The sequence below is a fragment of the Telluria sp. B2 genome, from assembly GCF_051789535.1.
Lineage (GTDB): Bacteria > Pseudomonadota > Gammaproteobacteria > Burkholderiales > Burkholderiaceae_D > Telluria.
In genome coordinates, this window is the sequence record NZ_CP196525.1 from 1 (window position 1) to 25,357 (window position 25,357).

Annotated in this window: 19 protein-coding genes; 17 read left to right on the forward strand and 2 right to left on the reverse strand. The window is 65.0% G+C overall.

Annotation, left to right across the window (positions count from 1 at the left end; genetic code table 11):
* The 5 genes from dnaA (at position 1) to ACSUZJ_RS00025 (ending at position 7,653) form a co-directional block, all read left to right on the forward strand.
* Positions 1 to 1,389: a chromosomal replication initiator protein DnaA gene (gene dnaA, locus ACSUZJ_RS00005; RefSeq protein ID WP_499412195.1), complete on the forward strand. Its 1,389-nt coding sequence runs from the start codon at positions 1 to 3 to the stop codon at positions 1,387 to 1,389.
* 209 nt (positions 1,390 to 1,598) lie between these two features.
* Positions 1,599 to 2,705: a DNA polymerase III subunit beta gene (dnaN, locus tag ACSUZJ_RS00010; RefSeq protein WP_499412197.1), complete on the forward strand. Its 1,107-nt coding sequence runs from the start codon at positions 1,599 to 1,601 to the stop codon at positions 2,703 to 2,705.
* 85 nt (positions 2,706 to 2,790) lie between these two features.
* The gene (gyrB, locus tag ACSUZJ_RS00015; protein WP_499412199.1) at positions 2,791 to 5,295 is read left to right on the forward strand and encodes a DNA topoisomerase (ATP-hydrolyzing) subunit B; all 2,505 of its coding nucleotides are present in this window, start codon (positions 2,791 to 2,793) and stop codon (positions 5,293 to 5,295) included.
* Between the two features lie 103 nt (positions 5,296 to 5,398).
* The gene (locus ACSUZJ_RS00020) at positions 5,399 to 6,736 is read left to right on the forward strand and encodes an IS4 family transposase (protein WP_499409702.1); all 1,338 of its coding nucleotides are present in this window, start codon (positions 5,399 to 5,401) and stop codon (positions 6,734 to 6,736) included.
* Between the two features lie 134 nt (positions 6,737 to 6,870).
* Positions 6,871 to 7,653, forward strand: a complete 783-nt coding sequence (locus tag ACSUZJ_RS00025) for an HNH endonuclease (RefSeq protein ID WP_499412201.1) — start codon at positions 6,871 to 6,873, stop codon at positions 7,651 to 7,653.
* A 45-nt stretch (positions 7,654 to 7,698) separates the two neighbouring features.
* On the opposite strand, the gene ACSUZJ_RS00030 is transcribed toward ACSUZJ_RS00025, so the two are convergent.
* Positions 7,699 to 8,835 carry an acyltransferase family protein gene (locus tag ACSUZJ_RS00030; protein ID WP_499412203.1) on the reverse strand — a complete coding sequence of 379 codons (1,137 nt, stop codon included), beginning with the start codon at positions 8,833 to 8,835 and terminating at the stop codon, positions 7,699 to 7,701.
* A gap of 265 nt (positions 8,836 to 9,100) precedes the next feature.
* Here ACSUZJ_RS00030 and ACSUZJ_RS00035 point away from each other — a divergent pair, with 265 nt between their 5' ends.
* The 4 genes from ACSUZJ_RS00035 (at position 9,101) to ACSUZJ_RS00050 (ending at position 12,461) form a co-directional block, all read left to right on the forward strand.
* Positions 9,101 to 10,807, forward strand: coding sequence for a diguanylate cyclase (locus ACSUZJ_RS00035; RefSeq protein ID WP_499412205.1), 1,707 nt, complete (start codon positions 9,101 to 9,103; stop codon positions 10,805 to 10,807).
* 208 nt (positions 10,808 to 11,015) lie between these two features.
* The gene (locus tag ACSUZJ_RS00040; RefSeq protein WP_499412207.1) at positions 11,016 to 11,510 is read left to right on the forward strand and encodes an Hcp family type VI secretion system effector; all 495 of its coding nucleotides are present in this window, start codon (positions 11,016 to 11,018) and stop codon (positions 11,508 to 11,510) included.
* An 8-nt stretch (positions 11,511 to 11,518) separates the two neighbouring features.
* Positions 11,519 to 11,899, forward strand: a complete 381-nt coding sequence (locus tag ACSUZJ_RS00045) for a hypothetical protein (RefSeq protein WP_499412209.1) — start codon at positions 11,519 to 11,521, stop codon at positions 11,897 to 11,899.
* On the forward strand, positions 11,880 to 12,461 hold the full coding sequence (locus tag ACSUZJ_RS00050; RefSeq protein ID WP_499412211.1) for a hypothetical protein: 582 nt from the start codon (positions 11,880 to 11,882) through the stop codon (positions 12,459 to 12,461). Before ACSUZJ_RS00045 ends, ACSUZJ_RS00050 begins: the two co-directional genes overlap by 20 nt.
* Before the next feature lie 15 nt (positions 12,462 to 12,476).
* Here ACSUZJ_RS00050 and ACSUZJ_RS00055 read toward each other — a convergent pair whose 3' ends face one another.
* On the reverse strand, positions 12,477 to 14,120 hold the full coding sequence (locus tag ACSUZJ_RS00055) for an ATP-binding domain-containing protein (RefSeq protein ID WP_499412213.1): 1,644 nt from the start codon (positions 14,118 to 14,120) through the stop codon (positions 12,477 to 12,479).
* A gap of 174 nt (positions 14,121 to 14,294) precedes the next feature.
* Between ACSUZJ_RS00055 and ACSUZJ_RS00060 the strand changes: the two genes are divergently transcribed.
* From ACSUZJ_RS00060 to ACSUZJ_RS00095, 8 genes are all read left to right on the forward strand, one after another.
* Positions 14,295 to 16,772: a hybrid sensor histidine kinase/response regulator gene (locus tag ACSUZJ_RS00060; protein ID WP_499412214.1), complete on the forward strand. Its 2,478-nt coding sequence runs from the start codon at positions 14,295 to 14,297 to the stop codon at positions 16,770 to 16,772.
* Between the two features lie 293 nt (positions 16,773 to 17,065).
* Positions 17,066 to 18,946 (forward strand): AI-2E family transporter, encoded by a 1,881-nt coding sequence (locus tag ACSUZJ_RS00065; RefSeq protein WP_499412216.1) that lies wholly within the window; start codon positions 17,066 to 17,068, stop codon positions 18,944 to 18,946.
* 59 nt (positions 18,947 to 19,005) lie between these two features.
* Entirely contained in the window at positions 19,006 to 19,689 is a 684-nt protein-coding gene (locus ACSUZJ_RS00070) for an HAD hydrolase-like protein (protein WP_499412218.1), read from the forward strand.
* A gap of 290 nt (positions 19,690 to 19,979) precedes the next feature.
* Entirely contained in the window at positions 19,980 to 20,453 is a 474-nt protein-coding gene (locus tag ACSUZJ_RS00075) for a MarR family winged helix-turn-helix transcriptional regulator (protein WP_499412220.1), read from the forward strand.
* Complete coding sequence (locus tag ACSUZJ_RS00080; protein ID WP_499412221.1) at positions 20,450 to 22,498, forward strand: FUSC family protein; 2,049 nt, start codon at positions 20,450 to 20,452, stop codon at positions 22,496 to 22,498. The genes ACSUZJ_RS00075 and ACSUZJ_RS00080 overlap by 4 nt, the downstream gene beginning before the upstream one ends.
* Positions 22,495 to 22,701 (forward strand): DUF1656 domain-containing protein, encoded by a 207-nt coding sequence (locus tag ACSUZJ_RS00085; protein ID WP_499412223.1) that lies wholly within the window; start codon positions 22,495 to 22,497, stop codon positions 22,699 to 22,701. Before ACSUZJ_RS00080 ends, ACSUZJ_RS00085 begins: the two co-directional genes overlap by 4 nt.
* A gap of 8 nt (positions 22,702 to 22,709) precedes the next feature.
* On the forward strand, positions 22,710 to 23,639 hold the full coding sequence (locus tag ACSUZJ_RS00090) for an efflux RND transporter periplasmic adaptor subunit (protein WP_499412225.1): 930 nt from the start codon (positions 22,710 to 22,712) through the stop codon (positions 23,637 to 23,639).
* Positions 23,640 to 23,649: 10 nt separating this feature from the next.
* The gene (locus tag ACSUZJ_RS00095; RefSeq protein ID WP_499412226.1) at positions 23,650 to 25,092 is read left to right on the forward strand and encodes an efflux transporter outer membrane subunit; all 1,443 of its coding nucleotides are present in this window, start codon (positions 23,650 to 23,652) and stop codon (positions 25,090 to 25,092) included.
* The last annotated feature ends 265 nt before the right edge of the window (positions 25,093 to 25,357 follow it).

Genomic DNA, 25,357 nt, shown 5'->3' on the forward strand with positions numbered 1-25,357 from the left:
ATGGAAAACTTTTGGCAGACCGCTTCCGCGCAGCTGGAGCTCGAGCTGACGCCGCAACAATACAGCGCGTGGATCAAACCGCTCGTCGTGCTCGATTACGAGGACGGCAAGCTGCGCATTGCGGCGCCCAACCGTTTCAAGCTCGACTGGGTGAAGACGCAGTTCGCCAACCGCATCACCGCCCTCGCCTGCCAGTACTGGGAAGCCCCGGTCGAGGTGCAGTTCGTGCTCGACCCGAAGAATGCGCCGAAAAAGCCCGAGGTGCGCCCTGCCCCGGCGCCGGACCACGCGCCTGGCGAGCTGCGCCCGACCTCGGCGGCGCCGGAACCCCAGCCGAACCTGAACATCGCCAACTCGCCCAAGCGCGAGCAGAGCCGCATCAACCCAGACCTCACCTTCGACAGTTTCGTGACCGGTAAGGCCAACCAGCTGGCGCGCGCCGCCGCTATTCAAGTGGCCAACAACCCGGGCGTCTCGTACAACCCGCTGTTCTTCTACGGCGGCGTCGGCCTGGGTAAAACCCACCTGATCCACGCGATCGGCAACCAGGTCATGGCCGACCAGCCGGGCGCGCGCATCCGCTACATCCACGCCGAGCAGTACGTGCGCGACGTCGTCACCGCCTACCAACGCAAGGGCTTCGACGACTTCAAGCATTACTACCACTCGCTCGACATGCTGCTCATCGACGATATTCAATTCTTCGGTGGCAAGAGCCGTACCCAGGAAGAGTTCTTCTATGCCTTCGAGGCGCTGATCGCGGCGAAGAAGCAGATCATCATCACCTCGGATACCTATCCGAAAGAGATCACCGGCATGGATGACCGCCTGATCTCGCGCTTCGACTCCGGCCTGACGGTGGCGATCGAGCCGCCGGAGCTGGAAATGCGCGTGGCGATCCTGCTGAAAAAGGCGCAGTCCGAGGGCGTGACCCTGTCCGACGACGTCGCCTTCTTCGTAGCGAAACACCTGCGCTCGAACGTGCGCGAGCTGGAAGGCGCGCTGCGCAAGATCCTGGCCTACTCGCGCTTCCACGGCAAGGACATCACGATCGACATCGTGAAGGAAGCCCTGAAAGACCTGCTGTCGGTGCAGAACCGGCAGATCTCGGTGGAGAACATCCAAAAGACGGTCGCCGACTTCTTCAACATCAAGGTCGCCGACATGTACTCGAAGCGCCGCCCGGCGAACATCGCCCGCCCGCGCCAGATCGCCATGTACCTGGCAAAGGAGCTCACGCAAAAGAGTCTGCCGGAGATCGGCGAGCTGTTCGGCGGACGCGACCACACCACCGTGCTGCACGCGGTGCGCAAGATTGCCCAGGACCGCCAGAAGAATGCCGAGTGCAACCATGAACTGCACGTATTGGAGCAAACGCTGAAGGGATAAAGGGTTGGCCGGCTGTGTTCACGCTCGTTAAACGCGTGGGCACAGGGCGCCCACCCTACGGCCCGTCAAATGTAGGATGGGCGCCCCGTGCCCACGCGTTGCACGAGGACCGATGGCCATGAAGCCACTGAATTTGTGTTTGGTTCACACAAACGGCAAAATAGTGCTGTAGCAACAATTTCACTGTATTAACTCATCTGAGGATAACTATGCAACTGGTCAAAACCACCCGAGACACGCTTCTCCGGCCACTGCAGATCGTGAGCGGTATTGTCGAGCGTCGGCACACCATGCCGATTCTGGCCAATATCCTCATCCGCAAGGACGGCGAAAGCGTCTCCTTCCTGTCGACCGACACCGAAGTGCAGATCACCACGCACGCCAACATCGGTTCGGGCCCGGACGTGACCGGCACCACCGTGGCAGCCCGCAAGCTGCTGGACATCCTGCGCGCCCTGCCGGAATCGGGCGACGTGACGATGACGCTGCAGAACAAGCGCCTGGCCGTCCAGAGCGGCAAGTCGCGCTTCGCGCTGCAGACCCTGGCCGCCGAGGAATTCCCGACCGTCTCGGTCGCGGAAAGCCACAACGCGTCCGTCACCCTGCCGCAAAAAACCCTGAAGCACCTGTTCAACATGGTGCACTTCGCGATGGCCCAGCAGGACATCCGTTACTACCTGAACGGCCTGCTGCTGGTGCTGGACGGTAACAAGGTGATTGCAGTGGCCACCGACGGCCACCGCCTGGCGTTCTGCCAAGTGGAGGCTGAGCAGGCATTCGAGCGCCAGGAAGTCATCATCCCGCGCAAGACCATCATCGAACTGCAGCGCCTGCTGGAAGAAAGCGACGACACCGTCCAGCTGGACATCGCCGCCTCGCAGGTAAAACTGACCTTCGCCGACATCGAACTGGTGTCGAAGCTGGTTGAGGGCAAGTTCCCGGACTACACCCGCGTGATCCCGAAGGGCTACAAGAACGACTTCACGATCAGCCGCGAAGAACTGCTGCGCTCGCTGCAGCGCGCCGCGATCATGACCAGCGATAAGTTCAAGGGCGTGCGCTGCATCATCACCCCGGGCAGCATGAAGATCAGCTCGACCAACGCCGACCAGGAAGAGGCGGTGGAAGAACTCGAAATCGACTACGGCGGCGATTCCATCGACATCGGTTTCAACGTGACTTACCTGCTCGACGTGCTGAACAACCTGAAGTGCGACCAGGTGAACATCGCCCTGGGCGACTCGAATTCGTCGGCCCTGATCTCGATTCCCGACAATGGCGACTTCAAGTACGTCGTCATGCCGATGCGTATCTAAAACGCGTCCCGGGCTGCCTCTTGTTTAATCAGGAAGCGGCCCGAACTGAGCAGTCTGAATACACAGTTTTTTGAGAAAGCAGTCCATGTCCGAGAACACTCAACCAATGCCTTCCTCGCCGGCCACGCCGGACGAATACGGCGCCGCCTCGATTCAAATTCTGGAAGGCCTGGAAGCAGTCCGCAAGCGTCCGGGCATGTACATCGGCGATACCTCGGACGGGACCGGCCTGCACCACCTGGTGTTCGAAGTGCTGGACAACTCGATCGACGAGGCGCTGGCCGGCTATTGCACGGAAATCCACGTCACCATCCATTCGGACAACTCGGTCTCGATCACCGACAACGGACGCGGCATCCCGACCGGCGTCAAGATGGACGACAAGCACGAGCCGAAGCGCTCGGCAACCGAGATCGCCCTGACCGAACTGCACGCCGGCGGCAAGTTCAACCAGAACGCCTATAAAGTCTCGGGCGGCCTGCACGGCGTCGGCGTCTCGTGCGTGAACGCGCTGTCGAAGCTGCTGCGCGTGACCGTGCGCCAGAACGGCAAGGTACACCAGATGGAATTCGAGCGCGGCGTCCCGCTGAACCGCGAAATCGAAATCCGCGACGGCGTCGAAGTCTCGCCAATCAAGGTCATCGGCGAAACCGACAAGCGCGGCACCGAAGTCCACTTCTGGGCCGACGAAGAAATCTTCACCACCGTCGAATTCCACTACGAGATCCTGTCGAAGCGGATTCGCGAGCTGTCCTTCCTGAACAACGGCGTCAACATCAAGCTGAGCGACCAGCGCACCGGCAAGGAAGAAGTGTTCGCCTTCGAGGGCGGCACCCGCGGCTTCGTCGAGTACATCAACAAGGCCAAGGCCGTGCTGCACCCGACCGTGTTCCAGGCAACCGGCGACCGCATGTCGGACAACGGCACGAACATCTCGGTGGACGTGTCGATGCAGTGGAACGACTCCTACAACGAGCAGGTGCTGTGCTTCACCAACAACATCCCGCAGCGCGACGGCGGCACCCACCTGACCGGTTTGCGTGCGGCGATGACGCGCGTGATCAACAAGTACATCGACGAGAACGAACTGGCGAAGAAGGCCAAGGTCGAGATCTCGGGCGACGACATGCGCGAAGGTCTCACCTGCGTGCTGTCGGTGAAGGTGCCGGAGCCGAAGTTCTCGTCGCAGACCAAGGACAAACTGGTGTCGTCGGAAGTGCGCGGCCCGGTCGAAGAGATCGTAGCGAAGACGCTCACCGACTTCCTGAACGAAAAGCCGAACGACGCCAAGATCATCTGCGGCAAGATCGTGGAAGCCGCGCGTGCGCGCGAAGCCGCCCGCAAGGCGCGCGACCTGACCCGCCGCAAGGGCGTGATGGACGGGCTGGGCCTGTCCTCGAAACTGGCCGACTGCCAGGAACGCGACCCGGCCCTGGCCGAACTCTACATCGTCGAGGGTGACTCGGCAGGCGGTTCCGCAAAACAGGGCCGCGACCGCAAGTTCCAGGCCATCCTGCCGCTGCGCGGCAAGGTGCTGAACGTGGAAAAGGCGCGCTTCGAGAAGATGCTGTCGTCGGAACAGATCACGACCCTGATCGCGACCCTCGGCACCTCGATCGGCCCGGACGAATTCAACGTCGACAAACTGCGCTACCACCGCATCATCATCATGACCGATGCGGACGTCGACGGCGCCCACATCCGCACCCTGCTGCTGACGCTGTTCTACCGCCAGATGCCGCAGCTGGTCGAGCGCGGCCACGTGTACATCGCGCAGCCGCCGCTGTACAAGGTCAAGGCCGGCCGCGACGAGCGCTACCTGAAGGACGACGTCGAGGAAGCGAGCTACATGATGACGGTGGCGCTGAACACCGCCTCCCTGATTCCGCGCGAAGGCGCCGACCCGATCACCGGCGAAGCGCTGGCCGAGCTGGTACGCCAGTACAACCTGGCCAACGCCATCATGATGCGCCTGACCCGCGTGATCGACCGCGCGGCGCTGACCGCGATCGTCGCCGGCGGCGTGACCCTGGACCTGACCACGCTGGACAACGCGCAAGCCTCGGCCGCGGCAATGGCGGCGGCCATCGCCGACCCGACCGTGACGGTGAGCGTGCGTTCGGACGAGCTGAGCGAAAAGCACGCCCTGCGCATCGAACGCATCCGCCACGGCAACGTGCAGGTGACCCAGATCGACGCCGACTTCGTGGCGAGCGCCGACTACGGCGTGCTGGCCGGCTCGGCCGCCACCTTCAAGGGCCTGATGGGCGAAGGCGCGATCATCCGCCGCGGCGAAGGCGAAAAGATGAAGGAATTCGCCGTCACCGACTTCCACACCGCCATGCAGTGGCTGCGCGAGGAAGCCGAACGCGGCGTGACCAAGCAGCGCTATAAAGGTCTGGGCGAGATGAATCCGGAACAGCTGTGGGAAACCACGATGGACCCGACCGTGCGCCGCCTGCTGAAGGTGCAGATCGAGGACGCGATTGCGGCGGACCAGATCTTTACTACGCTGATGGGCGACGAAGTCGAGCCGCGCAGGAACTTCATTGAGACGAATGCGTTGCAGGCGGGGAATATTGACGTTTGATCGATCACCGCTTCAGGACAAAAACGCCGGCCTTTGGTCTAATGCCAGTCACTTAAGCGCTTGACCGGCTGGCTGCAGCAACTAAAACGGATTCACGATCAACGTGAATCCGTTTTTTATTATGGCTCTCCAACTTGACCTGGACTATGCGGCTGAGCTGGCGCCGCATGAGTTCGAGCGCTTTGCCAGCCTGATTGAGCCGGAGTGGATCGATGAGGCCCTGCGCCAGACCGGGACGGTTTCGCTGCGGCGCCGGCGGCTTCCCGCCGAGCGCATGGTGTGGCTGGTCATCGGACTGGCCCTGTTTCGTAATGAACCGATCTGGCACATCGTGCAGCAACTCGATCTTGCCGACGGCCCGGCGCTGTGCGCCCCGGTTCCGAGCGCGTCGGTCGCCGGTCGTGAGCGTCTGGGCGAAGCGCCGATGGCGTGGCTGTTCGAGCGCCTGGCCAGTTGCTGGGGAAGTTGCCCCGTGCCCGAGCAGGAGCGGTTTCATGGCCTGCGCACTTACGCCGTCGATGGCGTCGTCTGGTCAGTGCCCGACACGCAAGCCAACCTGGCGCAATTTGGCCGGCCCTCGAACGCCCATGGCTGTGGTGCATGGCCGCAGTTGCGCGCTGTCTGCCTGATGGACACCTATACGCATCTGATTCGCGCGGCCAATTTCGGCGATTATCGTACCGGCGAACTCAGTTTTGCCGCGCCGCTCATGCAGGCGGTGCCGGACGATTCCCTGACGATCTTCGACCGCGCCTATTTCTCGGCCGCTTTCCTGCTCGACTGGCAAAAGGCCGGAACACAAAGACACTGGCTCATGCGCGCCAAAACGCCGCTGCGCCACGAAATCGTGCACCGGTTTGCTCCTGGCGACTATCTGGTGCACCTGCCGGTTTCTCCGCGGGCGCAGAGGCTGCATCCTGGGTTGCCGACGCATTGGCAAGCCCGTCTGATCGAATGCAAGGTCGGCGGACAGGCACGCCAGTTTCTTACTTCGCTGTGCGACGCGCAGCGTTTTCCCGCACGCGACATCGCCGCGCACTACGTGCAGCGCTGGGAGATCGAACTGGGCTTCAGGGAGATCAAGCAGAGCATGCTGAAAAAGGCGACGACCTTGCGCAGCAAACTGCCCGAACTGGTACGTCAGGAAGTGTGGGGAATGCTCATCGCTTATAACCTGCTGCGCCATGAAATGGCCCAGATGGCCGACGAGTTGCATGTGACGCCTCAGTACCTGAGCTTCCAATGGCTGGCCCTGGCCATCACCACTGCGCTTTACCACTGGCCCTTGCAGACACCAGGCACCTTCCCCAGGCGCCTGGCATTGCTACGCGAGCAGGCCCGCGCCTATCTCTTGCCCGAACGTCGAACGCGCTCCTATCCAAGAGTCGTCAAACAGCCCAGATCCAAATTTCCAATGAAAAATGCCAGTCAGCTTAACTGACTGGCATTAGCCTTTGGTCGGCGTTTTTTTTGGCGATTACAACGGCATGGTCACGTAACCGCCTTGCCTTTTATTTTGTTGAAAAGATATTGAACAAAAAGTAGACTCAGCTGGTGTTGACTGGTCTACTTCGCATGCCCAACTTTCAAGAAACCACTCAGGGCTCCCAAGCTTGGAACGACGCTGAACTGACGAGCGCCGTCCAGGCCTACCTGCAAATGCTGCGTTTCGAGCTGAACGGAGAGCCATACAGCAAAGCAGAAATTAATCGACAGTTAAGAGAAGGCCCTCTTGCAACACGGACCAAGGCCTCCGTCGAGTTCCGTATGCAAAACATCTCCGCCGCGCTGTATGAACTGAAGATGCCGTGGATCGCTGGCTACCTGCCTGCTCGGAACATCGGCAGCGCGGTAAAAGAAAAAATGATTGCTCTGCTCAGGACGAGCGGCATTGATTTTCTTAACGCCTACGTGCCTACATCCCATTTGGCGGCCCTTGACGCAAAGGTTGCCGAACTTCGTCGGCGACAAATTGGCAAGAAGCCGCTCGGATCGATTAGGCCGGTAACTGAGACACGATCTATCACTACTTACGTTCGCGATCCAGCGGTAAAGGCATGGGTTCTGCAGTTGGCGAATGGCGTGTGCGAAGGTTGCAATTGCAAGGCTCCGTTTTTAGGACAGGACGGCTTACCATATCTGGAGGTCCATCATGTCATGCCCTTGGCCAGTCACGGCTCCGATACGCCATCGAACGCCGTAGCGCTCTGCCCCAATTGTCACCGGCGCTGCCATTACGCGTACGAACGGGACCAGTTCAAACTAGAGCTATACGAGAAAATCCCACGCTTGGTCCTAGAAGTACCGGAACCAATACAATCGGAAACAGATGTGTTTATCGGCCTAGATGTTTCGTAACTATCGATAAACTGCCCAGCTAGCCGTTTATTGGCACTATATCGTTCAACCTACCTTCGCTGCCAAGGCTCGCGTTTTGGCAGTTCCCGGTCTCTGGGCAAACATACGGCCCAACGGCGCCTCCACCCAACGATGGAACACAGCGCCAGCAATCAAGCTGGCCGCCCATCCGAGCACCACACCGATGAACTGAAGATGCGGCGCCTCCGGCGCAAAGCGCATGAAAGCCGCATTCACAACAAGGCAAACCGGAAAATGCACCAGGAAGACCGAATACGAGGTCTTCGCAAGTATCTGCACAAGCCAGGACGCACGTGCACCCAGCATGGCCGGCTTCTCACGACCGAACAGGAGCAGCAGGCAAGCAACGGTGAAGGCCAGCGCGATTCGGCTACGGAAATCGACCGCCAGGGCCAACTGCGTCGGCACGACGATCAGGAGCAGCAAGGCCAGGATCGCCGCGGGTCGCCGCTTCGGATCGCTCGCCCACCAGGCCAGGGCGCCCAGGCCATAACTCCCAAAGAAGTACGGCGCCCAGATATCCCAATCCGAATCGCGGTTGAACATGAAGAGCGAAGCGCTGACAACGGCGGCCACCACGGCTGGCATGACCCAGCGCCACTTGCGGACCTGCCCCACCCCGCCGAATACCCAAAGCAGCAGGCACATCAACCCATACAACTGGAAGTCGATCGCGACATACCAGGCGCCGGCGGACAGGGCTTCGTAGCCGAGCACGTCATGCAGCAGCAGCGCGTGCGCACTGAATTGAGAAAGGGTCGGCGGCGCCGAGATCGAATCATGCGTCATCCACGCGCCCGCGATATACGAGGCAAGCACCGCCAACAGCATCGCAACAATGAAAGGCGGCGCTAGCTTGAGGTAGCGCCGGCCGATCGCGCGCAGGGGATGATCGAGCCCGGGCAGGCCATGCGGAGAAAGGGATTTCGCGGCCAGGAAGCCGCCGATGACGAGGAAGACCTGCACCGCAATTCGGGCATCGCCGGCAAGCCAGCTAAACAGATCGGGCGCCAACGGCCAGGCATGATCGGCCATCGGGCCATAGAAGGCCAGGTGATGCAGCACGATCAGCTGCGCCGCCACCGCCTTCAGCACATTAATCAGTACATACTGTTTATCACTTGCGCCATTTGAAACGGGCACTGCACCTGCTGCACTCATCGCGACTCCACCTGCACACTTCAACAATTCGCTCGACGTTACCCAAGCAAGACTGCTGTTGAAACTGCCGGCCGGCCGCAATCATAGCCGAGCTTGCAACTTCCCGTGCGCGCAATAGACGAGTTGGCACGACCGCGCTGTGTCGGCACAGGGAGCAATTGCTCTGTGTTACTCTGGCCGAATGCACGCGCGCAGACTTCATACATCTGTATTCCCGTGCACAATGTCCCGTCACTAAGGCCGTTGGGTTGCCGTTGGATTGCCAATGAAATTCGAAACAAAGATCAAGGTCGCCGCCGGCGCGATCATCCTCGTCATGTCCACCGTGGCGGCCCTCCCGATGATCGTGAACCGCCAGGTCCACGTCGTCGTGGCCGAGCTGAAGAGCGCGTCGGAAGCCGAGCGCCTGAACCTCACCCTGCTCGAGATGCTGCTCAACGCCGAGACGGCCCAGCGCGGCTTCGTGGTCACCGGCAACCAGCGCTTCCTGGAGCCCTATTACGCCGCCGTCAACGCGATTCCCGCCACCCAGGCCGCGCTGCGCAGGGAAATGACGAGCCCTGCCGAGACCGCCCGCGTCGAGGCGATCGAGCATGCCACGGCGGCCAAGCTGCACACCGTCGAGGAAGCGATCAACCTGCGCCAAGAAGCCGGCTTCGCTGCATCTGCCGCGCTCATCGCCACCGGCACCGGCAAGACGCAAATGGACCTGCTGCGCAAGCTGATCGGCGACGAGCTCGCCATCTACGCCAAGCGCCGCAACGAGCTCGGCGAACAGCTGCTGGTCACGTCCAACTCGGCAGCGAACGCCAGCCTGTTCGCCACGATCACCAACATCCTGTTCCTTGCCGCGATGCTGGTGGCCGGCCAGCGCGTGCTGCGCCAGCGTAACGCGGCCGAACTGAAGGCCAAGCAGGCCGCCGGGCAGGCGGAAGTGACGGCCGAACGCCTGTCCTCGCAAAACGACCTGCTGTTCCGCAGCGCCGAGCTGATGCACTCGCTGGAACTGGCGGAATCGGTCGACGAGTCGGCCGGCATCATCGCCAGCTACCTGCCGCGTTTGCTGCCGGGGCTGTCCGGCAGCCTCTACCTGTACAACAACTCGCGCGACCTGCTCGAGCGCAAGGCCGGCTGGGGGGATTTCGCAGCCGAGCCGGAAACCATCGAGGCCCTCGACTGCTGGGCGCTGCGGCGCGGCAGCCCGCACCTGTTCGTCGATGGCGACGGCCTCGCCTGCCGGCACGCCGTCGATACCCGAGTTGATCGCCTGTGCCTGCCGCTGGTCACGCAGGGCGACGTCATCGGCTGCCTGACCGTCACCGGCGACGAACTGGCCAGGGGCGAGCAGGTCCAGCGCGTCTGGATCGGCCAGGTGGCCGAACAGCTCGGCCTGGCGCTGAGCAACGTCAAGCTGCGCGTGTCGCTGCGCCAGCAGTCGATCATCGATCCGCTCACCCAGCTCTACAACCGCCGCTACCTCGATGAAATCATGAAGCGCGAGCTGGCGCGGTCCAGCCGCAGCGGCGCGCCGCTGAGCGTGCTGGTGCTCGACCTCGACCACTTCAAGCGCATCAACGACACCTATGGCCACGAAGGCGGCGACGCCATCCTGCGCAAGGTGGCGCTGACGCTGCGCGAGAACATCCGCTCGGCCGACGTGGCCTGCCGCATGGGCGGCGAGGAAATGGTGGTGCTGCTGCCCGAATGCGATATCGAGGACGCCATCAAGCGCGCCGATGCGCTGCGCCTGCTCATCGCGGCCGGCGAGGTGCTGCACGACGGCCAGCGCATCGGCGCCACGGCATCGATTGGCGTCGCCTCGTATCCGGCGCATGGCCACCATGCACAGACGCTGGTGCATGCGGCCGACCTGGCGCTGTATGAGGCGAAGCATGAGGGGCGCAACTGCGTGCGCGCGGCGAAGGCCGAGGCGAGTCTCTCCGTCGAGCGCAACACGGCGGACAGCCGATAAGTAAGCCGGACTGCCGACAGGCGGCCCAGCGCCGCCGTCCTCCCCCATCGCGCCAACGTCGACAGCGCGCGCCGCCCAGCCCGGCTATTGAGCCTGCATAAGCCTGCACAGCCGCTTGCATCCCACAATCTCCCTTGGCCATCGCATGAATCCGCACGCTCTATGCGAAATGGCAAGAATTTCCCTAAGAAATTTCTATGGAGTCATGATGGCAATCGACGCATACCTGCAAATTGAAGGGATCAAGGGTGAGTCCCAGGACGACGGACACAAGGGCTGGATCGAGTGCCTGGACGTCGACTTCGGCGTCACGCAGCCGCGCAGTGCCACCGCCTCCACTGGCGGCGGCCACACCGCGGAGCGCGCCGAGTTCGACGACATCCTGGTTTCCAAGGTGACGGACCTGTCGACGCCGCTGCTGCTGCAGTACTGCGCGATGGGCAAGACCATCCCCCGGGCGAAGTTCGAGTTCATGCGCGCGGACGGCGACGGCAAGCCGATCAAGTACTTCGAGATCGACCTCGAGAACGTGCTGATCGGGATGTGCAAGCCGGGTGTCCAGCCGGGTGTCGGGATGACGGAAAACTTGTGCCTGAAGTTCTCGAAGGTGAAATGGAAGTACACGCAGCAGAAGATCGGCGGCGGCGTGAACGGCAGCACGCTGGGCGGATGGGATCTGGCGGTGAACCGGGTGGCGGCATAGGTTGAATCATGCGGCTGGATATCGACAAATTCGCGAAGCATTTGCGCAAGAAGGCTGAGCCGCATAGCTTGGGCAAGTGTGCGCTCTACGTCCGCCTTGCACTTCAGGCCGGTGGAATGCGCCTGGGCGCCCATCCAGAACATGCCAAAGATTACGGCCCGACCTTAAGGCGAATCGGATTCAGCGAAATCACGGTCGAGAATCCGGCCACATACAAGTTCATGAAGGGAGACATCGTCGTCATTCAGCCTCATGCCGGCAGAGGAAAATCTGGTCACATTGCCGGCTTCGACGGCACGCATTGGATCTCCGATTTCATCCAGAGGGACTTCTGGTCCGGTCCTCAATACCGAAAGCACAAGCCAAGCCATGCCTTCTACCGTCCTTAACCGGTTCGTTGCCGCAAGCGTTCTATCCTTTGCCAGCTGCGGCGCGCTTGCCGAACTGCCTTCACCGCGTATCCTGAGCGAACCGGTGCTGGGTCTGCGTTATGAAGCAGCCAAGGTCAAGTTCGATCCTTTACCCGGACAAGCAATCGCCAACTGCGAATACATGGTCGATAACGAAGACTGGCGAAATGTCTGGTTTATCTACGCGCAGGCCCAGGACCCATCGGGCAGGATGTATTACGCCACGAGCGGGTACGCCATCTCCAAAAACACACAAGGCAAGCCCGGATTCACAACTGGTGGTGCTGGCCTCATCTTTTTCACGGACCGGGGCGCATGCACTACCCTTGAACAGATACGCGACACCTTCGATGCGAGGCTGTTCGACGAGTACATAACCGAACCCATCCTGAAGCTGCTCGCGGCGGATTACGCAAAAAGACTGGAACGCGCCTTCGGTGGGGCGGCCAAGCTGCGCACCGAACTGCGCAATCAATATATCGACAAGAACGAACTCCCACCCGAACTACTGGACGCTCTCCAGCCTCACTTCACCAGGTAATCGCCACACCCGTGATCAAAGCCGCATCTCCTCGCTGCGATCGAGCATCTGTAACGCGGCCCGGTCACTCATCACCAGCACCAGCTTCAATCGCGCCCGCGTCATGCCGACGAACAGCTTGCGCAGCACCAGGTCATCCATCTGCTCGAAATCGATCTCGGTGAAGATCAGGCAAGGCGCGCTCTGCCCTTTGAAACGGTAGACCGACTCGGCGAGCAGCCCGCCCTCGCGGAACACCGGGTTGCCGAACAAGTCGTATTCGCCCGTGAACGAGCGCAGCGTGTGGGCGTCGCTCAGCTTATCCAGGTTCAGGATGGCGGATTTCTCCCGGCCGCGGTAGGAGCAGATCGCGATGTCCTGGCGCTGGAAGCCGGCTTGCAGGCACAGCGTGACGGCACGCCGGGTCTGGGCCAGCATGGCTTCGACGTCGCCTTCCGGGTAGGTCAGCTCCTCGATGTCGGCGCCCTTGAAGGGGCTGCCCGCCTCCACCGGCTGGCGCGCCGCGCCGAGCGACTGCAGCATGCTGACGATCTGGCGCGGGCTGCGGAAGTTGGTGTTCGAATGCAGCACCACCCAGCCGGGCAGCGGCACCATGGCGCGGCCGTACAGGTTCTGGTCGGGATCTTCCAGCCAGATCGCGCGCCCGTTTTCCTTCAGCATCCCCAGCACGATGTCGCGCCAGGCGACCGAGAAATCCTGGCCCTCGTCGACGATCAGCACGTCGAACTGCCAGGTTTCCGGCAGCGCGGCCTGCGCCAGCGCGCCTTCGATCTTGTCCCACACATCGGGCGAGGAGTAATCGGGCGTGACGTCCTGGGCGCGCATGTAGGCGTCGCTGAGCATGTGGAAGGTGGCGACGCGTCCGCCGGCCGGCACCAGGCGCTCGATGTGGTCGGCCAGCGGGCGGTTGAAGCAGACGTAGAGCGGGCGCAGGCCGGCGTCGAGCGCGGCGGTGTACTCGGCCAGCGCCAGTTGCGTCTTGCCGCTGCCGGCGGTGCCGACCACGCGCAGGCGAAACGGAGAGAACTCCAGTCGCCGCGCCCAGGTGGCAAGGCCTCCCGACAGGCGCGTCACCATCTGCACCGCCGAGCCGATCATCGCGCTGGGATCGGGGCGCAGGCTGAGGGTGTCGCCGAGGAAGCGGGTGACCTTGTCGAAGTCCTCGGTCTTCTCCGTGATCGGCAGCGCCTCGCGGATCACCTGGGCCAGGCGGCGCTTGCGGGTGGAGTCGATGATGTGGGCAGGGTCGATCCCGGCCAGCTGCGGGTCGCGCACGATGTAGTCGGGGCAGTACAGCAAATAGTCGATCGACAGCTCGCCCTGGTAGCGCCGGGTCAGCCCTTCGATGGTGTGCAGGATCTGGTTGCGGATCTTTCTCGGCTTGCCCTGGTAGTTCTTGACCATGCCGTCGCGCGTCTCGTTGAGGAAGCCCGCGACCTGCTCGATCAGCAGCATGCGCCCGTTCGGCGCGAGGATGATGAAGTCGACGTCGCCGTACACCGAGAAGCCCTGCTCGACATTCGTCCAGTGCACGCCGTGGTAGATGACATAGGGCGTATCGGACAGGCGCTGCTCGAGGAAGGCCAGCGTTTCGATTTCGCGCGCGGCGCTGCCGGTCACGGACATTTCGCGCCAGCCGGCAGGGTGGATGTGGGCCATGGTGGATTCGAGCATCTGCCATTAAGGGGATGACAAGATTGTAAAGCTGTTCACGTCAAGCAAACACACTATTGGACATCCCGTTGCGCGAGCGGGCGAGCCTTGGCGGACGGGCCCCAGGGAGTTGTCCTGCGTTACAATCGGCCTGGCAATCACGCACTGACAGGACATCACATGAAGCCGGATGAAGCAGGCTTGGATTTCAATGGATTGAAGAACGTCCTGTCGCTGGCGGTGCGTGGCGCGCCCTATCAGGTCACCCTGGAAAGCCTGCTGGGCGAAGCGCGCCGCCTGACCGGCGGCCAGGCCTGGGCTGCGAACTACCTGCTCGACGAGAGCGCCGGCCGGCTGCGCCTGGCGGCCGCCAGCGGCCTGCCGCCGGACTTCGCCGCCGCGCTGGCGGTGCTGGCGGTCGGTCCGGACGAGGCGGCCTGCGGACGGGCGGTGCACACGGGCCAGGTCGTCGTCGTCGAGGATGTGCTCACCGATCCCCTGCTGCAAGCCTATCGTCCGCTGGCGCAGGCGCACGGCGTGCGCGCCTGCTGGTCCTATCCGCTGCACTCGCCGAGCGGACGCGTGCTCGGCACCCTGGCCTTCTATCTTCCTGCCCCTGGCGTTCCAGGCGCCGCGCTGGGCGGCGAGATCGCTTACTTTGCCGACCTGATCGCGCTGCTGACCGAACGCCACCTGCGCGAACAGGAAAACGCGGCGCGCCATGAGCAGTCGCAGCGCGAGCTGGCGGCGATGGCGGCCGCATCCGAGCGCGAGCGCAGGCTGTACGAGACCGTGCTGTCGAATACGCCCGACCTGGTCTACGTGTTCGACCTCGAGCACCGCTTCACCTATGCCAACGCCGTGCTGCTGCAGATGTGGGGCAGAACCCGCGAGGAAGCGCTCGGCAAGAACTGCCTGGAGCTGGGCTACCCGGACTGGCACGCCGCCATGCACGACCGCGAGATCGAACAGGTGAAGGCGACGAAAGCGCCGATCCGCGGCGAAGTGCCCTTCAACGGTACCTTCGGGCGCCGCATCTACGATTACATTTTCGTGCCGATCCTGAATCCGCAAGGCGAGGTCGAAGCCGTGGCCGGCACCACGCGCGACGTCACCGAGCGCAAGCGTTTCGAAGAGGAGCTGCGCGACAGCGAACAGCGCTTCCGCACGATCACCAACGCGATGCCGCAGATGGTCTGGACCGCGCAGCCGGACGGGACGATCGACTACCACAACGCCCAGTTCCATGACTTCGTCGGCCTGGAGAAGGGGGCGGGCGAAGGCGACACATGGGCCGAGAACCTGCTGCACCCGGAGGACCAGGAACCCGGCCGCGCCAAATGGATGCACAGCGTCGCCACCGGTGAACCTTACGAAATGACCTACCGCGTGCGCCACCGCTCGGGCGAATACCGCTGGATCCTGGCGCGCGGCCTGCCCCTGCGCAACGAGGCCGGCGACATCATCAAGTGGCTGGGCACCGACACCGACATCCACGAGAAAAAGCTGGTCGAGGAAGCCCTGCAGGAAGCGAACCACCGCAAGGACGAGTTCCTCGCGATGCTGGCGCACGAGCTGCGCAATCCGCTGGCGCCGATCAGCGCGGCGGCCCAGGTGCTGCGCCTGGCGCCCGGCCAGCCGGACAAGGTGCGCCAGTACAGCGAGGTGATCTCGCGCCAGGTGAACCACATGACGACGCTGGTGAACGACCTGCTCGACGTGTCGCGCGTGACGCGCGGCATGGTGCAGCTGGAGATGGCCGAGGTGGACGTGAAGGCGGTCGTCACCCAGGCGGCCGAGCAGGTCCATCCGCTGATCGAGGCCGGACGCCATTCGCTGGTGGTGCAGCTGGGCGCGGCGCGCGCCTGCGTGCTGGGCGACCGCGCGCGCCTGATCCAGGTCACGGCCAACCTGCTGGCGAATGCGGCGAAGTACACGCCGGCCGGCGGCAGGATCATGCTCTCGGTCGAGCCGGTGGACGGCAAGGTGAGGATCGAAGTGACCGACAACGGCAGCGGCATCGATGCGGACCTGCTGCCGCATGTGTTCGACCTGTTCGTGCAGGGCAAGCGCACGCCGGACCGGGCCCAGGGCGGCCTCGGCCTGGGACTGGCGCTGGTGAAGAACATCGTCGGCATGCACGGCGGGCAGGTCGCGGCCCGCAGCGCGGGCGCGGGCCGCGGCAGCACCTTCACGGTCGAACTGCCGATGCTCACGAAACAGGCGCCAGTGCACCCGGCACAGCCGCCGGCGCTGGCGCCCGCTCCTGAAACAATGCGCGCGCGGCGCCGCATCATGCTGGTGGACGACAACGTCGACGCCGCCCAGACCCTGGCCGCCCTGCTCGAAACGGCGGGTCACATGGTCCACACCGTCAACGACCCGCGCGCCGCGCTGGCCGCCGCGGTGACCCAGCTGCCGGACGCGTTCATCCTCGACATCGGCATGCCCGGCATCGACGGCCACGCCCTTGCCCGCCAGCTGCGCGCCCAGCCGGCGCTATCGGAGGCCGTCTATATCGCGCTGACCGGCTACGGCCAGGCCAGCGACCGGGCGTCCTCGCACGATGCCGGGTTCGACCATCACCTGGTCAAGCCGGTCGATCCGGCGCAGCTGCTGGCGGCGCTGGACCGCCAGGATGAGCAGCCGGTGAGGTGACCTGTAGGGTGGGCACGCCGTGCCCACGCGAAACGGTAGGCATTGTTGGCGTCGATTACCGGCACGGCGGCGGCATACCGGCAACGCATCGGATGATCATCCGGAGACGCCGGGTTTGAGCGACATGTTCAGTACAAACACGGCCAACATGACGCACACGTTCGCGTGGGCACAGCGTGCCCACCCTACGAATCGCGGGCTTTTCCTGTCGGGTTGCCATTGGTGCTAGACTGCTCGCGCCGATGGCATGTGCCGCGGCCACCATTGCCAACGCCGATTCCCGACGCCCCTCGATGCGCGATTCATCCCTGTTCAAACACCTTACTTCCGGCACCATCGTCACCGCCACCTGCATCCTCGGCCTGCTCTATTTCGGGCGCGACGTGCTCGAACCGCTGGCGCTGGCATCGATCCTGAGCCTGGTGCTCGCCCCGCTGATCCGCACCCTGCGCCGCGTCGGCCTGCCGCAGCTGCCGGCGACCCTGCTGTCGGTGGTCCTGGCAGGCACCTGCGTGGTCGGCATCAGCACCATTCTCGCCTTCCAGCTGGTGGCCGTCACGCGCGACCTGCCGCAGTACCGCGCGGCGATCAAGTCGAAGGTGGAAAAGGTGCGCGAGATGACCGAGCGGCCGTTCGCGCGCCTCGAGGCCGAACTGAGCGCAGTCGCGCCGCAGATGGCGCCGCCGCCGGCGCCGCCGGTCACGGTGCGCCGCGGGACGCTGACCACGGCCGCGAACCAGCCCCTGCCGGTCGAAGTCCGCGCCCCGCGCCCGACTACCCGCGACACCCTGGCGCGCCTGTTTTCGCTGGCCTGGGGGCCGATCGGCGAAGCCGGCCTGGTGCTGGTGCTGCTGGTGTTCATCCTGCTCGAACACGAGTCCCTGCGCGACCGCGTGATCCGGCTCGCCGGCCAGGCCGAGATCAGCCGCACCGTCCGCGCGCTGGCCGACGCCACCCGCGGCGTGTCGCGCTTCTTCCTGTCGCAGTTCATCGTGAACCTCACCTTCGGCTCCCTGATCGGCCTGGTGCTGTGGGCCTTCGGCGTGCCGCATGCGCTGCTGTGGGGCGCGCTGAGCGGCCTGATGCGCTTCGTGCCCTACCTCGGCATCATGGCCGCCGGCGCCATGATCGCGGTGTTCGTGGCGGCGATCGACCCCGGCTGGACGATGGCGCTGTCCTGCCTGGCCGTGTTCGTGGCGCTCGAGCTGCTGGTGGCGAACGTGGTCGAACCCAAGGTCTATGGCCACAGCTCGGGCCTGTCGCCGCTGGCGGTGATCGTCTCGGCCCTGTTCTGGGGCGTGATGTGGGGGCCGGTCGGGCTGCTGCTCTCGACCCCGCTGACGCTGTGCCTGGTCGTGGCCGGGCGCCACGTGCGTGCGCTGGAGCCGGTCACCATCCTGCTCGGCGACGTGCCGAACGTGACCAACTCGCAGCGCTTCTACCAGCGCGTGCTGAGCGGCGACCGCCACGCCATCATCGAGGACGCGAAAGCCTACCTCGAGCGCCACAGCTTCGCCCGCTACTGCGACCAGGTGCTGCTGCCGGGCGCGGCGCTGGCCGCCGCCGAGCAGCGCGGCAGCCAGATCGACACCGCCCAGGCCGAGCACATCCGCGCCACCATCGCCGACGTCGCCGCCACCCTCACGCCGGTCTCGGACGCACCTGGCAAGAACCGCAAGCGCCAGCGCGTTTCGCTGCTGGACGCGAACGTCGGCGCCCATTTGCGCCAGATGCGCGAGGAACGCCTCGGGCGCTGGCAGGGCTCGCTCGACGTGCCGGCGCGCTCGATCGTGCTGTGCGCCGGCCTGGGCAGCGAGCGCGACGACCTGCTCAGCGAACTGCTGGTGCGCGCCCTGCGCGAAGCCGACATCGACGCGCGCAGCACCGTCATCGGCGCCGAGCAGGAAAGCCCGGGACCGGACGCGGCCGACCTGATCTCGACCGTGTTCATCACCTACCCGGTCGAAGCCACGCTGGAGCAGTGGCGCGAAGCAACCCGGGACCTGCACGCGCGCCTGCCGAACGTGCTGCTGGTAACGATCCGCCTGCCGTTTGCGGAAACCACGGTCAGCCAGACCCTGGTGCAGGAACACGTCGACCTGGTGCTGCGCTCCTTCGAGGAAAGCCTGGCCTTCGTGGCGCCGGAGCGCACCGCGCAGCAGGCTGCCGCCTGAGCCTGCCGGGGTAGCACGGCTGGCAGCCGTCATGGGGGCCGGCGGCGCCATTGTGTATCATGCAATCGCACCCATCGCTCCCTGCCCAGATGACTTACCGCCTCGCCATTTTCGACTTCGACGGCACGCTCGCCGACTCGTTCCCCTTCTTCCTGAGCGTGTTCAACCAGATCGCCGACCAGCACGGTTTCGGGCGCATCGACGTCACGCAGGTCGAGCGCCTGCGCCACTTCGAACCGCGCGAGATGATGCGCCAGGTCGGCATGCCGACCTGGAAGCTGCCGCTGGCGGCCGCCAGCTTCAAGTCCCTGATGAGCCAGCATGCCGGACAGGTGCGCCTGTTTCCCCAGGTCGACCATGCGCTGCGCGAACTGGCGCGCGGCGATATCGGACTGACCATCGTCTCGTCCAATTCCGAAGAGAACGTGCGCCAGGTGCTGGGGCCGGAACTGGCCTCCCTGATCAGCCAGTACGAGTGCGGCATGTCGATCTTCGGCAAGACCTCGCGCATCCGCAAGGTGGTCAAGCGCGCTGCGGTCGCTCCCAGCGCGGCGCTCTACATCGGCGACCAGGCCACCGACGCGCAAGCGGCGCGCAAGGCCGGCGTCGCATTTGCCGCGGTGCACTGGGGCTATGCGCCGATCGAGGTGCTGCGCAAGGTGGCGCCGGAGCATGAATTCGACCTGCCGGCCTCGCTGGCGGCGATCGCAACCCTCCAAGCCAACGCCAGCGCGCGTTCATGACCTAGGGTGGGCGCCCCGTGCCCACGCGTAAACGGTGAGCATTGTTGGCCTGCTTTTCGCGCCAACACGACGCAAAGGTCACGCGTGGGCACGGGCATCCACCCACGTTCTGATTAACTTATCCAGTGATAGTTAGCGGCCAGACCATTGCGTCCGTCGATGGAACCGACAACGACCGCCGCGTGGACGGCGAAGCCGTCCACCCTACGCCCCGTTCAGAATCATCGCCCTCCCTGCAAGAAATTACTTCGTATGCTAAACTTTAGCACTCAAACGAATATCCCTCCAGCATGGACTCCTTCGACCAAACCCTGATGCAATTGACCGCGACGCTGACGCAAGCCTCGCGCGCCTACAAATCGATGGCGGACAAGGTCGCCTCGCAATACAGCCTGTCGCAGGCGACCGCGCTGCCGGTGCTGATCCTTGGCCGCCTCGGCCAGGACGGCGTGCGCCCCGGCGTGCTGGCCGAGGCCCTGGGCCTGGAAGCCTCGTCGCTGGTGCGTGTGGTCGATTTGCTCATCGAGAACGGCCTGATCGAGCGCCACGAGGACCCGCAGGACCGCCGCGCCAAGCTGTTGCAGCTCACCGGCGACGGCAAGACCCGCGCACAACAGATGGAAGACGCGCTGATCCCCTTCCGCCGCAATGTCTTCGCAAGTTTCAGCGAGGCCGAGATCGCAACCTGCCTGCGCGTGCTGAGCGGTATCCAGGCCCAGATCGGCAAGCCCTGCGACCAGTCCGGCGGAGAGAAGCAGGCGTGAAGTTTCCCAGCAAGACCGAGGTCCTGTTTTCGGTAAAAAGTTTCGCGGCAGCGATGCTCGCGCTCTACATTGCGATGAGCATCGGCCTGCCGCGTCCATTCTGGGCGCTGATGACGGCCTATATCGTCAGCGCGCCCTTTGCCGGCCCCACCCGCTCGAAAGCCGTGTACCGCTTCGGCGGCACCTTCCTGGGCGCCTTCGCGACCGTCCTGATCGTGCCGGCCTTCGCCAACTCGCCCGAGCTGCTGTCGCTGTCGCTGGCGCTGTGGGTTGGCGGCTGCCTCTACGTGTCGCTGCTCGACCGCACGCCGCGTTCCTATGTGCTGATGCTGGCGGGTTATACCGCCGGCCTGATCGCCTTCCCGGCCGTCGACAACCCGGGCACGATCTTCGATATCGCGGTAGCCCGGGTCGAGGAAATCCTGCTCGGCATTACCTGCGCAACCGTGGTGCATTCCCTGGTGCTGCCGCAAAGCTTCGGCCCGGTGATGCTGGCGCGCCTCGACCACGCCCTGCGCGACGCCCGCAACTGGATCGCCGACGCGCTGGCGCCGAACGGCGACACCAAGAGCGCGGGCGACCGCCGCAAGCTGGCCGGCGACATCACCGAGCTGCGCATGATGGCCGTGCACCTGCCCTTCGACACCTCGCACCTGCGCTGGACCTCGAACGCCATCCACGCGCTGCAGGAACGCCTGGCGGCGATGGTGCCGCTGCTCTCCGCCGTCGAGGACCGCCTGCTGGCGCTGCGCCAGCTCGGGGCGCTGGACGCATCCTCGCGCTGGCGCACGCTGCTGGCCGACATCACGGCCTGGGCCGGCACGCCGAAGGGCGAAACGCCCGGCGACCCGGGCCGCCTGCGCGCCGCCATCGACGAGCTGGCACCCCAGCCGACGCGCCACATGGGCTGGCTGGAGCTGGTGCAGATGAACCTGGCGGCGCGCCTGCGCGCCCTGATCGACGTCGGCGTCGAGGCGCAGACGCTGCGCCGCCACATCGGACTGGGCGCGGCCGGCGCCCTGCCGCCCGAGGCGCGCCACCTGCCCGGGGTGCCCGCGCACGCGCTGCACCTGGACCGCGGCATGGCCCTGGTCTCGGCGCTGGCGGCGATCATCGCCACCCTGGCCGGCTGCGCATTCTGGATCGTTACCGGCTGGCCCTCGGGCGCGGCGGTGCCGATGATGGCCGCGGTGATGTCCTGCTTCTTCGCGACCCAGGACGACCCGGTGCCCTTCATCAAAAGCTTCCTGGTGTGGACCATTTATTCCGTGCCGCTGTCGGCCTTCTACCTGCTGGCCGTGCTGCCGGCGATCCACAGCTTCGAGATGCTGGTGCTGGCCTGCGCGCCCGTGTTCCTGCTGCTGGGCGTGCTGATCGCGCGTCCCGCCACCTTCGGCAAGGCCATGCCCTTCATGTTTGGCATCGCCGGTACGCTGGCACTGCAGGACACGAATACGGCGGACGCCGCCTCCTTCATCAACAGCACGCTGGCCCAGCTGGCCGGCCTGGCGCTGGCGGTGCTGGTGATCGGCCTGTTCCGCAGCGTCGGCGCCGGCTGGACCGCGCGGCGCCTGCTGCGCGCCGGCTGGAAGGAACTGGCGCACATGGGCGACGGCAGGCTGGCGCCCTCGGTGCCGGAATTCTCGGCGCGCATGGTCGACCGCATCGCCCTGCTGACCCCGCGCCTGGCGATGGCCGGTGCCCAGCAGGACCTGCAGGCAGCCGACGCCCTGGTCGACCTGCGCATCGGCCTGAACATGAGCCAGTTGCTGGCCGCACGCCATGAACTCGGCCGCAGCCAGGCCGCGCTGTGGGCCCTGCTGGAACACCTGTCGCAGCATTTCGAGGCGCGTCCGCGCCACGATGCGGCCGAAGAGGCGCGCCTGCTGGCCTCGCTCGACAACGCCCTGCGTTCGGTCAGCGCCGCGCAAGGCTCGAACGCGCAGCGCGACGCCCTGTCGGCGCTGGCCGGCATCCGCCGCGACCTGTTCCCACAGGCCCTGCCCTATCAACCCTCGCCCGTTTTAGAGAAGGAGATCCGATGATCGGCGAAGTCAGCCTCTACGGCATCTATGTTCCACCGCTGCTGCTGCTGGCCCTGCTCGCGCTCGTGGTCTCGCGCCTGTTCAACTGGGTGCTGGCGCGCACCGGCTTTTATCGCCACGTCTGGCATCCGGCGCTGTTCGATTTTTCGCTGTTCATCATCGTGCTGGGCAGCCTGGCTTTTATTGGTTCCAAACTATCCTGAGTATGGTCATGAAATTCTCTCTTCCGGCAGTGGGCCGGGTCGGTATCACCCTGATCGCCGTCGCCGGCGCCGTGGTCGCGGGCTGGCAGCTGTGGCGGCACTATGAAGTCGAACCCTGGACGCGCGACGGCCGCGTCAAGGCCTATGTGGTGCAGGTCGCGCCCGATGTCACCGGCCAGGTGACGAAGGTGTACGTGCACGACAACCAACAGGTCAATGCTGGCGACCTGCTGTTCGAGGTCGACCGCGCGCGCTTCGAGCTGGCCCTGCGCCAGGCCGAGGCGGCCGAGCAGGCGGCCCAGGCCGCGCTGAACCAGGCCCAGCGCGAAGCGCGCCGCAACGTCCAGCTCGACGAACTGGTGGCCGCTGAAACCCGAGAGCAGGGCCAGTCGCGCGTCGAGACGGCGCGCGCGGCGCTGGCCCAGGCCGTGGTGAACCGCGACACGGCAAAGCTCAACCTCGAACGCACCCAGGTCAAGTCGGTGGTGAATGGTTTCGTCACCAACCTCGACCTGCGTCCGGGCGCGTACGTGAGCGCCAGCCATCCGGTGATGGCCCTGGTCGATCGCACCTCGTTCTACGTCGAAGGCTATTTCGAGGAAACCAAGCTGCCGGCGATCCACCTGGGCGACCCGGTCGCGGTGACCCTGATGGGTGCGCCGCAAAAGCTGCGCGGTCACGTGGAAAGCTTCGCCGAAGGCATCTCGGACCGCGACCGCACGACCGGCACCAACCTGCTCCCGAACATCAACCCGACCTTCAACTGGGTCCGCTTGGCCCAGCGCATTCCGGTGCGCGTGGCGCTCGATCCGGTGCCGGCCAACGTGCGCCTGGTCGCCGGCCAGACCGCGACCGTGCAGGTGCTGCCGGGCGAAGCCCAGCCGGCCCCGCGCGCCCAGGCCCATGCCATGGCCGCGCCCAGCTCGCTGAAGAACTGATTCACTCACCATGAAGCATCCCCTATTCTTTCCCCTGAAAGCGGCGGCCGCGCTGGCCCTGCTGACCGTGAGCGCCTGCACCACGGTCGGCCCGAACTACCGCGTACCCGACGAGGCCGTGATCAAGCGCTCCGACGCGGCGGCGCCTTTTGCCGGCGCCGCCGAAAAACCGTTCAGCCAGGCCCCGCTGCCGGCCCAGTGGTGGCGCCTGTATCGGGACAGCACCCTGGACGGCCTGATCGACAAGGCATTCAAGACCAACACCGACCTGCGCGTGGCCGCCGCCAATCTGGCGCGCGCCCGCGCCGTGCTGTCCGAAGCGGAAGAACTGCGCCGGCCGGAAGCGGCCGTGTCGGCCTCGCCCGGCTTCGGCCGCCAATCCGGTGCCGCCATGGGCCTGCCGGAATCGCTGCCAAGCCAGGCGACCTACGACACCGGCCTGCATGTCTCTTACCAGCTCGATTTGTTCGGCAAGATCAAGCGCGCCGTCGAAGCGGCCGGCGCCGACACCGAAGCGGCCCAGGCCGCGCTCGACCTGACCCACGTGACGGTGGCGGCCGACACCGCGCGCGCCTATGCCGAGGCCTGCTCGGCCGGGCAACAGATCGCGATCGCCCAGCAGTCGGTGGATCTGCAGCGCAAGTTCGTCGCATCGACCGCCCAGCGCGTGAAACTCGGTCGCGGCACGGCGCTCGACAACAGCCGCGCCCAGGGCCAGCTCGAGCAATTGCGCTCCGCCCTGCCGCCACTGGAGGCGCAACGCCGTACCGCGCTGTACCGGCTGGCCGTGCTGACTGGCGAGGTGCCAGGCAAGTTTCCGCAGGCGGTGGCGCAGTGCTCCAGGGTTCCGCAGCTGGCCTCCGCCATTCCCGTCGGCGATGGCGCAGCCCTGCTCAAGCGCCGTCCGGACATCCGCCAGGCCGAACGTGTGCTGGCCAGCGCCACCGCGCGCATCGGCGTGGCCACCGCCGAGCTCTACCCGTCGATCAACCTGGGCCTGTCGGTGGGCAGCACCGGGACCCTGTCGGGCTTTGGCGAAGGGAACACCTTCCGCTACAGCCTCGGTCCCTTGATCTCCTGGACCCTGCCCTCGACCGGCAATGCGCGCGCACACATCGAGCAGGCCGAGGCCGGCACTGCCGCCGCGCTGGCGCGCTTCGACGGCGTGGTGCTGAACGCCCTGCGCGAGACCGAGACCGCGCTCACGGCCTATGCCCGCGAGCTCGACCGCAACGCCGCGCTCAGAGCCGCACGCGACCAGAGCGCGCTGGCCTCCCAACAAGCCGCCAAGCTCTACCGCTTCGGCCGCACCGACTTCCTCACCACGCTCGACGCCGAACGCACCCTGGCCTCGGCCCAGGCGGCGGTGGCGGCATCGGATGCGAAGCTGGCCAGCGACCAGGTGGCGCTGTTCCTGGCGCTGGGTGGGGGTTGGGAGAAGGTAGGCGAGTAAAACCACGCCGGCAGTCAAAACGTTGATCTGACGTTCCGCTTGCTACATCGCGAACGCAGATCGTAGGGTGGGCACCCCGTGCCCACGCGTTACGTGCGCATCCTTTTTGCGACTGCGGCGAATCATCGCCCGCGAAAGATGAAAACAAAGGTCGCGCTTACGACTGCGGACGCTGTGCGAGCGAGGAGTCACGGCTGGCGGCATACCGGATACGTGCGTAACGCGTGGGCACGGAGTGCCCACCCTACGAGAGAGGTCCGCAGCT